The following is a 13,610-nucleotide window of genomic DNA, read 5'->3' on the forward strand; positions in this document are numbered from 1 at the left end:
GGGGGCTTACAGCGCGATCCATTCGCTGGAGGTGGTGACCTCCTTGAGTACGTCGGACAGCGGCTCGACACCGAGGCCTGGCCCGGTGGGTACCTGAAGGTGGCCGTCGGCCAGGACGAACGGCTCCGTGATGTCGGTGGCGAAGTAGCGGCTGGAGCCGGAGGTGTCGCCGGGAAGGGTGAAGCCGGGCAGGGCGGCCAAGGCGACGTTGGCGGCGCGGCCGATGCCGGTCTCCAGCATGCCGCCGCACCAGACGGGAATGCCGTGGGCGCGGGCGAGGTCGTGGATGCGACGTGCTTCGAGGTAGCCACCGACACGGGGCGGCTTGACGTTGATGACCGAGCAGGCGCCGAGGGAGACGGCCGCCGCGGCGTCGGCGGCGGATTCGATGGACTCGTCCAGGCAGATGGGGGTGCGCAGCAGCTTGGCCAGTGCGGCGTGCTGGACCATGTCGTCGTTGGCCAGCGGCTGTTCGATCAGCAGCAGGCCGAAGTCGTCGAGCTTGGTGAGCTGCCGGGCGTCCGCCAGGGTGTAGGCGGCGTTGGCGTCGACCTGGAGGAGCAGCTCGTCACCGTAGCGCTCGCGGACGGCGCGTACGGGCTCGACGTCCCAGCCCGGCTCGATCTTCAGCTTGATCCGGACGTAGCCCTCGGCGAGATAGGCGGCCACGGCGTCGAGGAGTTCGGGTACGGAGCCCATGATGCCGACCGAGACGCCGCACGGAACCCGGTCCCGCGCGGCGCCCAGACAGGAACCGAAGGACTCGCCCGCGCCGCGGAGCTGGGCGTCCAGCACCGCCGTCTCCAGCGCGGCCTTGGCCATGCGGTGGCCGGTGAAGGGCTGTAGGACGCGCCCCACCTCGTGCACGTCCACGCCGTCCTTCGGCAAGGCCGGTACGAGGAACCTGCGCAGGACGTCCTGAGCGCCGTCGACGTACTCGGAGCAGTAGCGGGGCTCGGACATGGCCGCGCACTCGGCCCACCCCTCCCCCTCGGAAGTGACGACGCGGACCAGCAGCACATCGCGGCTGGTCTCCACGCCGAAGGAAGTGCGGAACGGGGCGACGAGCGGCATCGCTATCCGACGCAGCTCGACACCGGTGATCTTCGTGCTCACGGCTGGTGGCTCCTCTTGGGGTGGGGTGAGGTGGGGGTGGGGTGAGGTGGGTGGGACCGGTCAGGCGGGGGGCGGGGTGGTCGGGTCGGTCAGGCGGGGGTGGAGGTGCGTTGGATCACGTAGCGGCGGCGTTCGTGGAGGCCCACGACGCGGGCGCCTTCGGTGAGCAGGCCGCCCAGCGATTCCCGCACGGCCAGCCGCCAGGCCCGGGCGGCGCCGGGATCGGTGCGGCGCAGGACCTCGATGTCGTCGGGCAGGTCGACGAGCACGGTCTCGGCGTCGGTCTCGGCGACCTCCGGACGGCCTTCACGGTTCCGGACGCCGTGCGCGGCGCCGGCGGGAAGCTCGACCACCTCAAGCGGCGAAGGCGCGGGTTCGAGCGGAGCGGGTGCGGTTTCGGGTGGGACGGGTGCGGTTTCGGGTGGGACGGGCGTAGGGCCTGGCGGGAAGGGCGTTGTGCCCGGCGGGGCGGGCGCGGTCCCGCAGGGGGTGGGCGCGGTCCCGCAGGGGGTGGGCGCGGTCCCGCACGGAGTGGGCGCGGTGAGGTCCCAGGCGGCCAGCACCCGGTCCGACTCGTCGCCGCCGTTGATGGCGTCGTCCATCGCGCCGTAGAAGGAGGTCAGGTACTCCTCCGGGCGAGCGCCGAGTTTGACCAGGTTGAAGTAGGCGTTGCGGCGGATGAGCGGATCGTAGGTCCAGGTGATGCGCGTCAGCCGGCGGGCTAGCGCCCACTGCCGCTGGTGCGACTTGAGGGCGAGGCCCACGCCACGTCCCATGACGGCGCCGGTGATGTGGGAGTGCAGACCGGTGCCGATGGGGTCGCCGAGGAAGGCGACGGACGCCCCCACCAGGCGGCCGCCCTCGTACGCTCCGGCCACGTAGTTGCCGGCGTGCGAGAGGGCCCGCATGACCTCGGCGGAGATCGGCGAGCTGCCGGGCTCGCTCCCCCAGATGCCGGCGTAGAGAAGGCTGACGGCCTCGAAGTCCTCCATGCGGTGGAGTTCCCGGACGGTCGTCCCCTTCACCGCAGTGCTCCGACGAGCTGGGCCAGCAGCCGGGCGCGGGCCGGCATGGTGGCGGTGACGACGTGTTCGTGGTCGGCGTGCGCGCCGTCGCCCACCGCGCCGAGGCCGTCGAGCGTGGGGCAGCCGGCCCCGGCGGTGTAGTTGCCGTCGGAGGCACCGCCGACGGCCGCCTGCCGCAGCGGTCCGAGGCCGAGCCGTACGGCCTGCTCGGTGGCCAGGGCGAACAGCTCCCGGGAGGCGTCGGGGTCCAGGGGCGGCCGGTTGGGACCACCGTCGACCTGGATGCGGGCACCGGGGACCCGCGGCTCAAGAGCCCTGATGAGCTGGTCGGCCGCCTCCTGCGCGGCGGCGTTCGGCACCCGGACGTCCACGCTCAGCCCGGCCCGCGCGGGCACGGTGTTGTTGGAGGTGCCGGCCCTCATCAGGGTGGGCGTCACGCTCGTCCCGGGCCCGGTGGAGGCGGTGACGGTGTCGGCGACGCCCTCCAGGGCGAGGAGCTGGTGGGCGAGTTCGGTGGCCGCGTTGACGCCCTTCTCCGGTTCCAGCCCGGAGTGGGCGGCGCGCCCGTGGACGGTGATGTCGTAGAGGGACACGCCTTTCCGGCTGGTCTTCAAGGCCCCGCCGGGCGCCGAAGGCTCCAGGACGAGCGTGGCCGAGCACTGGCGCGCGAGGTCCTCGATGAGCGCGCGGGAGGTGGCCGAGCCGGTCTCCTCGTCGCCGGTGACGAGCACGCACAGCCCGTCGAGAGAGGGCAGTGAGGCGAGGGCGTGGAACATCTGGACCAGACCGGCCTTCATGTCGAACACGCCGGGGCCGCGGGCGATGCCCTGCTCCACCGACCAGGGGTGGGTCCTGAGGGAGCCGATCGGCCAGACGGTGTCGTGATGGCCCAGCAGGAGAATGCGCGGGGTACCGAAGGCCCACTGCACGTGGGTGACGCCCTCGACGACCAGCGTCCGGGGCGCGGCGCCGAGCAGCCTGTGGCCCTGCGCGGCGACCACCTGGCCGCTGCGGGCCACGGCCGCGTGGTCGTCCGAGAAGGACTCGTGGGAGACGAGTTCTTCGAGGTCGGCGAGCATGGTGTCCAGGGACGGGGTGGGTGGGGTGGGAAGGGCGGACGGGGCGGACGGGGCACGGTCCGCGGTCGGAGCGGGGTGGTGTGGCACGGGTGAGCTCTCCGGGGAGTGAGGTGTTCAGGCGCAGTGGTTCGGCGGGGCGGTGAGGTGGTGGGGTGCTGGGGCGGTGGGGCAGAGGGACGGAGGGGCGGAGGGGCGGAGGGGCGGAGGGACGTCGCAGGAGCACACGTACGTCTCACAAGGCCGCGTACTCGCTCATCAGCCCACGTGCTCGCTGGCTTCAGCCCGCGTGCTCGCTTGCTTCAGCCCACGTGCTCGCATCCCCAGCCCACGTGCTCGCTGGCTTAGGGCCCCATGTACTTGCTCACCAGCCGCCGCATGTTCCCGCCGAGTACCGCCAGGATGTCCTCCTCGGGCAGCCCCCGGCGGACCATCGCCTCGGTGACCAGCGGCATACCGGCCGGACCCGCCAGCCCGGGGAAGTCGAACAGAGGGTCCTCGTCGTCGGCGTTCTCGCAGCAGGGCGGGGTGACGTCCGCCGTGACCTCGCGGATGAAGTCCGAGCCGAGGCCGACGTGGCCGATGCCTGCCACGGAGATGATGTGTTCGATGTGGTCGACGACCAGGTCGACGCTCACCTTGGCCTGGTCGTCGGTGAGAAAGTCCGGGACGAAGTTCACGCACACCATGCCGCCGGTGCCGGCCACACCCCGGATCTGGTCGTCGGTGAGGTTGCGGTGGTGGTCCCGCAGGGCGCGGGCGCAGGAGTGGGTGGCGATCAGCGGGCGGGTGGCGAGCTCCAGGACGTGGGAGACGCCGCTCGCCGACAGGTGGGAGATGTCGAAAAGCATGCCCAGGCGTTCCATTTCCCGCAGCGCCCGGACACCGGGGGCGGTCAGCCGGCTGCCGGTCGCGTCCTCCCGGCTGCCGTCCGCGAGCGGAGTACGTCCCCAATGGGCGATCGAGGCGATCCGCACGCCGAGCCGGTACAGGGTGGAGAACAGTTCGACGGAGGCGTCGATGCCCGGCGCGCTCTCCAGAGCGAGCACCAGGGCGATCTTGTTCTCGGCGAGGGCCGCGTCGATGTCGGCACCGTTGCGGCACAGAGCCACCTGATCGGCGTTGGCCTCGGCAAGGACGTGGGCGCACTCGATCATGCGGAGGGTCTGCCGGAGCGCCCCCTCGGGCCGGTACTGATCGTCGATGAACACCGGCAGGACCTGGATGTCGATGCCGCCCTCGCGCAGCTGTGGCAGCCACCGCGCCCGGAAGAAGCGGCCCCAACGCGCCGGGGGGGCGGGCGGCAACGGCCATGAGGAGGTCGTTGTGGGCATCGGCGACGATGGCGCGGTGGTGCAGGTCCACGGACACGACGAAGCCTTTCGCGTGGAAGTGGGCAAGTGTGGGCAGATGTGGGGCAGGTATGGGCAGGTGTGGCCCGGCGGCTCGCCCGGGTACGAAACCCGTGCCGCACGGGAAGGGGCTTCAGGCGGGGCAGGGAGACAGGGGGTCGAACCGGAACGCTGACTTCCGGGCGACTCGGTGAACTGCGTCGCAGCGTATGCAGAGCTGACCCCGGGTACTTGGTCCGAGGGAACGAACTTGCAGGCCACCCTTTGGCCATACGGACAAGGCCGACCCGCGGCCCGCGGTCCGCGGGGCGGCCGTCGGTGCTGACTCTTCCGATGCCGACGCGGCAGCAGCCGAGTTCGGACAGGACCGATCATCAGGGGCGCCGAGCGCCGTCAACGCGGGCCGGACCTACGGTGTATCAACCGCCGGACTCGGACTCGCGGCGGTTCAACCGCCAGACCACGCGGATGCCGCTGCCCGAGGGAGCCACCGGCGGCGCCGCCCGTTCCCGCCGGATCTCGGTGAAGCCCAGACGGCGCGGTATGGCGGCGCTGGACGTGTTGGCCAGGTCGTGCGCGATTTCCACATACGCCACGTCCGGCAGGGCGAACATTTCGGTGACCAAGGCCGTTGTCGCTCGCGTGGCGATGCCCTGGCCGGTGGCGTCAGGGTGCAGCCAGTACCCCATGCGCCGGCCCTGGGGCTCGGGCCCGCGGTAGGTCTGGCACATACCGATGAGCGTGCCGTTCTTCGCGATGGCGTAGTTGTACACGTCTCCGCTTGCCCATTGCGCCCCGGTTTTCGCGAGGAACGACCGGGTGCTCTCTTCGCTGTGCCCGGCGGCCCACGGCTCCCAGGGGCGCAAGTGGTCCAGAGACTCCTCGATCAGCCTGAACGCCGGAGCGAAATCCGCCTGCCCCCGCCAGCGCCGCAGGACGAAGTCTCCGCATGCGATGTGCTGCCTCGGTCGCGCCATGACGGCATGATCGGCCGCACCACGACCCGCTGCAACGGGTCCGGCGTGCACGAGGACTTCTTCGTGGGACGCCAGGGCCGCCTGCGGGGCCTCCTTCGTGCCGTGGACCTACTTCTCGTACCCGCCCTCGGCCGCGCCGAGTACAGCCGGGTCTTGTGCTCCTGTACCGCTTCGGTCACGAGCGGGTGGCGCTCGTGACCGTGCCCGCCGAGCGATGAGGTCGTCTCGGCCGAAGAAGCGGTCCTGGTCACCTGTTTCGTGGCGTGCCGGCCCCGGATACGGCGCCTGGTCGGCGGTGTTTCGGACCATCACGGTGGCGGAATCGAAGGGCGCGTAATCTTCCCGCCGTGCGACCGTGATGCTTCGATACCTGATAGCGGCTGGGCGAAGCCGTGCGGGAGTGACGACGCTCCGAAGGGGGACCGCGTGCCGGGATTCGACTTCGTCATCGTGGGCGCGGGGACGGCCGGCTGTGTGCTGGCGGCGAGGTTGTCGCAGGACGTGAACACGCATGTCCTGCTGATCGAGGCGGGTGGCTCGAAGGTGCTGCCCGCGCAGGCCTCGCCCCCCGCATGGCCGACCCTGCTCCAGACGCCCGCGAACTGGGGAGACTTCACCGTCGAGCAGTCGGCCACCGGCACATCCATACAACTGCCGCGAGGGCGCGGGCTCGGCGGATCCTCGGCGATCAACGGCATGGTCTTCGCCCGCGGCCACCACTGCGGCTACGACCGGTGGCCCGGCCAGGGCGCCAAGGGCTGGGGCTTCGACGACCTGCTGCCGTACTTCCGGCGCAGTGAGACCGCGGTGGGCCGCGATCCGGCACTGCGCGGGATCGACGGCCCCCTGACCGTGGGGCCCGCCAACCCGCCGCATCCGGTCATCGAAGCGTGCCTGGAAGCGGCCGCGGAGACGGGGTACGCCAGGGCCGCCGACATCAGCGGCGGCCTGGAGGAGGGCTTCGGACTGACGGACCTCAACATCGTCGACGGCAGGCGACAGAGCGCCGCCGACGCCTATCTCGCGCCGGCCCTGGAGCGGCCCAACCTGAGCGTGGTGACCAACGCCCTGGTGCGGCGGCTGCGCATCAGCGGCGGGCGCTGTGTCGGCGTGGAGTACCGCACCGGCAGCGACGAGGTGACCGTCGACTGCGCGGGGGAAGTCGTCCTGACTGCCGGTGCCATCGGCTCCGCGCAGCTGCTGCTCCTGTCGGGGGTCGGCCCGCAGGCCCATCTGGCCGAGGTGGGCATCACGACCGTCCTCGACCTGCCGGGCGTCGGCGCCCGGCTCCACGACCATCCGATCGTCAGCGTCACATCGAGCGCGGCCCGCCCGCTGCCGCCACGGCGCAACAACCACGGCGAAGCCATCGGTCTCATACGCAGCGATCCCGCTGTCGAAGAGCCGGACCTCCAGGTCGTCTTCGTCGACTTGCCTTCCCATCTGGCCTCGGCCAACCCCGAGGACGGCTACACCATCGCTGTCTCCGCGATCCGCCCGTACAGCCGCGGCACGCTGCGGCTGGCAAGCGGCGATCCCGGTGCGGCGCCGGTGCTCGATCCGGGTTTCTACACCGACGAGCGCGACCTGGCGGCGGTCGTCGCCGGTGTGCGGCTCGTCCGGGAGATCGGCCACGCCCCGGCGCTCGCGCCGTGGCGTGGCCGGGAGGTGGTTCCCGGGCCGGACGCGGACGACGACGATGCCGTGCGCGGGTTTGTGCGCCGGACCCTCACCTCGTACTCCCATCCGGTGGGCACCTGCCGGATGGGGGCCGATCCCCTCGCTGTCACCGGGCCCGACCTGCGGGTCCACGGCATCGACGGACTCCGGGTCGCCGACGCCTCGGTGTTCCCGTCCATTCCGTCGGCGAATACGGTCGCCACGGTGTACGCCGTGGCCGAACGAGCCGCGGACCTGCTGCGCGGCACCGACTCCAGGAGGACATCGTCATAAGCGCGCTGTCCACCCGGCTGACGGAGCGGTTCGCCGTCCCCCCACCCGTACGAGCCGTCACCGCACCGCCTGCCTGCCTGCCTGCCGCCGGATACCTTCCTGGGCGGACCGCGTCGGGCCGGGTGCGCGGCCACCCACCGGGCCGCGCACCTTGTTGGCCCGCAGGACGGAGATGAACTGTGGGCTGTCGGCGGCCTGCCCGGGGTGAGCACGAAGGCCAGCGGACGGCAGCGCCGTTCGGCCGCCAGGTGCACCTTGCTGGTCAGCCCACCCCGCGAGCGCCCCAGGGCGACGGCGCATCACCCTCTCCGCGCCCTCACCACCCCACCGGTATCCCGGCCGCCATGATCGCCATACGGTTCGGGTGCCAGGGGACCTCGGCCGGTGGCACCGCCAGGTGGATGCCGGGCAGGCGGTCGAGGAGGACGCGGAAGGCGACGTCGGACTGGCGGCGGACCAGGTGGGCGCCGGGGCAGTGGTGCCGGCCGTAGCCGAAGCGCAGGTGGGGGTTGGGCGAACGGGCGGGGTCGAAGGTCTTCGGGTCGGGGAACGCGGCGGAGTCGTAGTTGACCGCGTCCAGGGAGAGCAGGACCATGTCGCCCTTCTTGACCTGGGCCGGGCCGATCCGCGCGTCGGCGGTGACGAAGCGGGGGATCGCGTTGCCCAGGACGACGCTGCACCGCAGCAGCTCCTCCACGCACTGCGGCATGGTCTCCGGCTCGGCGCGCACCGCGCGGATGGTCTCGGGGTGCTGGAGCAGATTGAAGGCCGCGACGCCCAGGAAGCTGGCGAAGTCCTCGTAACCGCTGACGAAGAGGACGGACACGATGTTCGACAGCTGCCGCTCCGTCAGCCCTCGGTGCGGGGCGTTGAGGTCGGCGAGGCGGTCCACGAGGCCGCGGGGCTCACCGGGGCGGCGGGCGGCCATGTGCGCGGCCATGTAGCCGCGGATCTCCTCCCAGTTGCGGGCTATGTCCTCGGGGGTGGGGGTGACCATGGTCAGGTCCAGGTCGGCCCGTACGGCGAGCCAGTCGCGGTCCTCGAAGGGCAGGCCGAGGAGCCGGCACATGCACTGGGCGGCGACCCACTCCGCGAAGTGGCGCTGGAGGTCGCCGGGGGCGCCTTCGCGGACCATCGCGTCCAGCCCTTCGCCGGTGACCCGCGCGACCCAGTCGGCGGGCAGGTCGGGCTGGTCGCGGCCGAGCGAGCGGAGCACTTCGGCGCGCAGTCCGGCCCGGTGGAGGTGGTTCATGGCGTCGAGCAGTTCCGGCGCGAGGATCGGGACGTCCTGGGTGGGGCTGTCGGCCTCGGCCAGCACGGAGCGGGCGAACGCGCGGTCCCGCAGGATGTGCTGGGCCAGCCCGTAGTCGGTCACCAGCCACGCCTGTTCACCGGAGTTGGTGCTGACCCGGGCCACGGGGCAGCGGCCGCGCAGCTCGTCGAGTTCGGGGGCGAGCCGGTCGCCCCGGGTGCTGAAGGGGTAGTGCGGAAGGGGCTCGCCGTGCGGGGCTCCGTCGGACGCGGGCGCTTGGGGCTGCGCGGTGTGGTTCTCGGCGGTCACGTGGTGCGGTCCTCGTTCCTGAGTCGCTGAAGTCGCTGAATTCTCTGGAGTCGGTGGAGTCACCGGAATGGCCGGGGCCGCCGGTGGACGGCCGGCCGTACGGGGCCTACCAGCGCACGGGGAGCCGGGCCGGTGCGCGCAGCGGGGTGGACTCGTCCCAGGGGATGGTCTCCGCCGCGACGGCCAGTTCGATGCCGGGCAGCCGTTCCAGCAGCACCTGAATGGCGATACCGAGCTGCATGCGGGTCAGGTGTCCGCCGGTGCACGCATGGGGGCCGTGCCCGAACGCGATGTGCGCGTTGGGGGTCCGTGTCAGGTCGAGGCGGTCGGGTTCGGCGAAGGCTTCCGGGTCGCGGTTGGCGGACGCCGGTACGGGAACGACCGCGTCCCCGGCCCGGATGTGCTGCCCGTGGAGGGTGAGGTCCTCGGTGGCGACGAGGATGTTGATGGCGTTCATCAGCGGGACGTACCGCAGCAGTTCCTCCACCGCGGTGCCCGTCCGCTCGGGCGCCTCGCGCAGCGTCTTCAGCTGTTCGGGGTGGGTGAGCAGTGCGAGCAGGGCGTTGCCCGTGTGCTGGATGTTGGTCTTGTAGCCGGCCATGAGCATGGTGACGACGAAGCTGACGACGTCGTCGCGGGTGATCTCGCTGTCCGGCCGGCGGGCCTCCGCCAGCAGCAGCCGGATGTAGTCCTCGTCCTCGCCGCCCGCCTCCTTCCCTCCGTCCGTCCGCTCCTTGCGGGAGATGAGGTCGCTCGCATAATCCTGCAACGCGTACAGGGCCGCGAGTACCTCCTCCATCGTCAGGCCGGAGGCGCCCAGGAGCGCGAGGGTGTGCGGCAGGTAGATCTCGCGGTCCTCGTAGGGCAGGCCGACGGTCGCGCACAGCACCCGCAGCGGCAGCGGCTCGGCGTAGGAGGCGACGAGGTCCGCCACTCCCCCGTCGGCCCCGGCCACCATCGTGTCGAGGAGTTCCTCCGCCATCGTCCGGACGCGGGGTTCCATGAAGGCGAGCCGCCGCCTGCCGAACAGCGGCAGAACGGTACGGCGCACCCGTTCGTGGTGGGCGCCGGTCATCTCCAGGAAGGTCGGCAGGCACGGCGGCGGGGCGTCGCTGCCCTCGCGGGGCGGCCAGGCCGACAGCAGCGGCCGTACGAGCCGGGGGTCGGCGAACGCGGCCCGCGCGTCCTCGTATCGGCTGATCAGCCAGCCGGTCTCGCCGTTGGGCAGCCGCGCCTTGACCACCGGCGCCTCGGTCCGCAGGCGGGCGTAGGCGCACGGCGGTCCCGCGGTGCCGGGCTCGACCTCGGGAACCGGGATGAGGGCTTCGGCGTGGCTCATGCGGTGTGCTCCGATCCCGGTGTGTCGGTGTGGGACGCGGTGTACGACTTGCCGTGGACCGGCGCGGGCTCCGGACGTGTGAGGTAGCCGGAGGTGAAGAAGTACTCCAGGTACCGGTCCAGCAGTGTGGCGTCGACCGGCGGGCAGTGCAGTCCGCTGCCGGCCAGCGCCTCCTCGGCGTTGCGCCGCCCCAGGGCCGGGAAGGTGCCCGCGAGGTACATCTCCTTGACGGACATGTCGGCGTTGCGGCTGCGGTCCACGCACAGGGACACGAAGGGCGCCGTGGCGCTCGTCGGGTTCTCGGCGACGTGCCGCACCAGCTCGCCGACCCACTGGTCGTACGGGAGTACGCGCAGGCCGAAGCCCGCGGCGCGCATCCGGTCGAGGACGTCGGACAGCATGGCCGGGCGGGGGTTGGTCAGGTGGTACACCCGGCCGTCGGCGAGGCGGCGGGTGGCGATGTGCACCACGGACTCGGCGAGGTGGTCGACGGGGACGAAGTCCATCGGCAGCTCGATGTCGGGCGCCAGCCCGGTCTCGGCGATCATCTTGATCAGCGAGCAGATGGCCGTCTCGGTGTTGCACGCGCCGTGCGTGCGGTCGCCCGTCACCTCGTACGGCCGGTACACGGCCACCGGCAGTCCCTGCGCCGACGCGTGGCGCAGCACCCCTTCGCCGACCCACTTGCTCTCCGCGTAGCCCATCGTCAGCCCGTCGGCGTGGTCGAGCGGCAGGTCCTCGTCCACCTCGGTCACCCCGGCGGTGCCGAAGCCGGCGACGACGGCGACGGTGGAGATGAAGTGCACCGGCACCCGGCGGGGCGCCGCGATCCGGATGACCTCGCGGGTGCCGTCGACGTTGGCCGGGCGCAGCTGCTCGTAGGGGTAGAGGAAGTTGACCCGCGCGCCGTTGTGCACGATCAGGTCCAGGTCGCGGGCCAGGGTCTCGGCGTGGTCGGCGCCGAGACCGAGCCGCGGCTGGGTCAGGTCGCCGGGGAAGCACTCCACGCGCTGCCAGTCGGCCTCGTCGAGGTGCAGCCCGTAGCGGGCGAGCGCGGTGTGCACCCGCTGCCGGGCGTGGGCCGGGGTCGTCGCCCGTACGGGGCAGTGGACGCGGGCGGCCGTCGCGCGCAGCAGTTGGTGCAGCAGGAAGCCGCCGACGAACCCCGAAGCGCCGGTGAGCAGGACGTTCTTCGGGTCGTGCGGGTGCGGTTCGGGGCCTTGGGCGGGCGGGAGGGCGAAGCCGAGTTCGCTTTCCCGGACGAAGTCGACGGCCGGTCGCCCGTCCGCTGTCCCGCCGGAGCCGCCCCGGGCCTCGTCCACGGCGGCGGCGAAGCTTTCGAGTGTGGGTGCGGCCAGCAGGGCCCTGATGAGCGAGGAGCCGAGGGCGGCGTCGAGGCCGAGCACGGCGAGGGTGCGGGTGACGGTCTCCGAGGCGAGCAGGGAGTCGCCGCCGAGGAGGAAGAAGTCGTCCTGGGGCGTGGGCCGTACGCGCAGTACCCGCTGCCACACTTCGGTCAGGACGCCGAGCAGTCCCTCGGCCTTCGGCTCGTCCGTGGCCTGCGCCGCCACGGCGCCGCTGCCCGGGACCGGGCGTGGTGCGGCGGACTTCAGGCGGGCCCGGTCGATCTTTCCGCCGCTGGCCACCGGGAAGCGGTCCAAGGGCACCAGCTCGGGGACGGCCTGCGGGGGCAGCCACTGGGCGCAGTACGCGCGCACGGCGGACAGGGGCAGCAGGCCGCCGGGGGCGGTGGCGGTGAGGTACGCGGTCAGGGCGCCGGCTTCGGCCTCGACGGCCGCTTCGCCCACCTCGGGGTGGGCTCGTAATCGGGCTTCCACCTCGTCGAGTTCGATGCGTACGCCGCGCAGCTTGACCTGCCGGTCGGTGCGGCCGCGGTACTCCAGCCGCCCGTCGGCGTGCCGTACGGCGCGGTCGCCGGTCCGGTACAGCGGGCCGTCCGGCTCCACGGCGGGGAGGGATATGAACCGTTCGGCGGTCAGCTTCGGGTCGCCGAGGTAGCCCAGGGCCAGCCCGTCGCCGCCCACGTACAGCTCCCCCTCCTCCCCCGGTCGTGCGACCGAGCCGTCGGGGCGCACGACGTGGCAGGTTGAGGCGCCGAAGGGGCGCCCCAGGGGGACGTGCGCCGCGTCGTCGGGCAGGAGGCCGAGCACGTGGGCGGTGGAGACGACGGCGTTCTCGGTCGGCCCGTAGAAGTTGACGACGGTGGTGCCGGGGCACGCCGCGAGGACGGCGTTCGCCAGGCGCGGGTCCATCGCCTCGCCGCCCGCGGAGACGAAGCGCAGCCGGGCCAGGGCCTCGGGGCGGGTCCGGGCCACCAGGTGGAAGACGCTCGTCGTCAGGTACGCCACGGTGACGCCGTGCTCATGGATCAGCCGCTCCAGGGCGGCAGGCGAGAGCAGTTCCTCCCGGTCGGCGAGGACCAGGCAGGCGCCGGTGAGCAGTGCGCCCCAGATCTCGATCGTCGAGGCGTCGGAGGACAGGCCGTAGGCGTGCAGCACCCCGTCCCCCGGGGCGGGCGGGGAGAGTTCGGCGTCGGACAGGACCAGGCGGACCACACCCCGGTGGGAGATCGCGACGGGCTTGGGGCGGCCGGTCGTACCGGAGGTGAACGCCACGTAGGCGCAGTCGGTGGCGGAACCGGGGCGGGGCGCTTCGGTGCCGGGCGGAGGGCCGCCGGCGGGCCGGTCGAGGGTGCCGGCCTCGACCGACGCGCGTAGCCCGCGTACCCGGCGGGTGCTGCCCGGCAAGGTGACCGCGACCCGCAGTCCCGCGTCCTCGGCCATGGCCCGCAGGCGGGCCGGGGGCAGGTCCTCGTCCAGCGGTACGTACGCGCAGCCGGCCTTGAGGATGCCCACCAGCGCCACCAGCGCTTCCAGCGAGCGGCTGCCGCACACGCCGATCAGGTCACCGGGCCGGGCTCCGCAGGCGGTCAGGCGCGCCGCCAAGGCGTCGGCGTGGGCGTCGAGCTGCCCGTAGGTCACGGTGCGCTCCCCGTGCCGGGCCGCCGGGGCGTGCGGCCGAGCCGCCGCCTGCGCCTCGAACAGCTCCTGGATACGGCTGTTCCGCGGGTAGCCGGACGCGGACGTGCCGGCGGCCGCCGGTGCCGCGGGCCGGAACAGCGGGCGTATCGGAGCGTAGACGTCGGTCATCAAGTCCCTCTCGCTTCCAGACTTTCGTACGGTGCGTACGG

8 protein-coding genes and 2 pseudogenes are annotated in these 13,610 nt (G+C 72.5%); 1 reads left to right on the top strand and 9 read right to left on the bottom strand.

What is annotated here, in order from left to right; translation table 11 throughout:
• Positions 1-6: 6 nt before the first annotated feature.
• The 5 genes and pseudogenes from menC to CP973_RS21810 all read right to left on the bottom strand — a co-directional run bounded on the left by menC (position 7) and on the right by CP973_RS21810 (position 5,546).
• Positions 7-1,116: an o-succinylbenzoate synthase gene (gene menC, locus CP973_RS21785; protein WP_150244088.1), complete on the bottom strand. Its 1,110-nt coding sequence runs from the start codon at positions 1,114-1,116 to the stop codon at positions 7-9.
• 89 nt (positions 1,117-1,205) lie between these two features.
• Positions 1,206-2,141, bottom strand: coding sequence for a GNAT family N-acetyltransferase (locus CP973_RS41020; RefSeq protein WP_244409928.1), 936 nt, complete (start codon positions 2,139-2,141; stop codon positions 1,206-1,208).
• A complete protein-coding gene (locus CP973_RS21800; RefSeq protein WP_150250032.1) occupies positions 2,138-3,220 on the bottom strand; it encodes a M20 family metallopeptidase in 1,083 nt (360 codons plus the stop codon). Before CP973_RS21800 ends, CP973_RS41020 begins: the two co-directional genes overlap by 4 nt.
• Before the next feature lie 341 nt (positions 3,221-3,561).
• A pseudogene (locus CP973_RS21805) lies at positions 3,562-4,588 on the bottom strand (dipeptidase).
• Positions 4,589-4,988: 400 nt separating this feature from the next.
• Positions 4,989-5,546: a GNAT family N-acetyltransferase gene (locus CP973_RS21810; RefSeq protein WP_150244090.1), complete on the bottom strand. Its 558-nt coding sequence runs from the start codon at positions 5,544-5,546 to the stop codon at positions 4,989-4,991.
• A 426-nt stretch (positions 5,547-5,972) separates the two neighbouring features.
• On the opposite strand from CP973_RS21810, the gene CP973_RS21815 reads away from it, so the two are divergent.
• On the top strand, positions 5,973-7,499 hold the full coding sequence (locus CP973_RS21815; protein ID WP_150244091.1) for a GMC family oxidoreductase: 1,527 nt from the start codon (positions 5,973-5,975) through the stop codon (positions 7,497-7,499).
• Positions 7,500-7,569: 70 nt separating this feature from the next.
• Here the strand turns inward: CP973_RS21815 and CP973_RS21820 are convergent.
• From CP973_RS21820 to CP973_RS21835, 4 genes and pseudogenes are all read right to left on the bottom strand, one after another.
• Positions 7,570-7,786 (bottom strand): annotated as a pseudogene (locus tag CP973_RS21820) (IS5 family transposase); the annotation flags it as partial.
• A 29-nt stretch (positions 7,787-7,815) separates the two neighbouring features.
• Entirely contained in the window at positions 7,816-9,060 is a 1,245-nt protein-coding gene (locus tag CP973_RS21825; protein ID WP_150244093.1) for a cytochrome P450, read from the bottom strand.
• 106 nt (positions 9,061-9,166) lie between these two features.
• Entirely contained in the window at positions 9,167-10,399 is a 1,233-nt protein-coding gene (locus CP973_RS21830) for a cytochrome P450 family protein (RefSeq protein ID WP_150244095.1), read from the bottom strand.
• Positions 10,396-13,569, bottom strand: coding sequence for an amino acid adenylation domain-containing protein (locus CP973_RS21835; RefSeq protein WP_150244098.1), 3,174 nt, complete (start codon positions 13,567-13,569; stop codon positions 10,396-10,398). Before CP973_RS21835 ends, CP973_RS21830 begins: the two co-directional genes overlap by 4 nt.
• Positions 13,570-13,610 lie beyond the last annotated feature (41 nt).

Origin of the sequence: Streptomyces albofaciens JCM 4342, from assembly GCF_008634025.1 — a bacterium.
GTDB classification, from domain to species: domain Bacteria; phylum Actinomycetota; class Actinomycetes; order Streptomycetales; family Streptomycetaceae; genus Streptomyces; species Streptomyces albofaciens.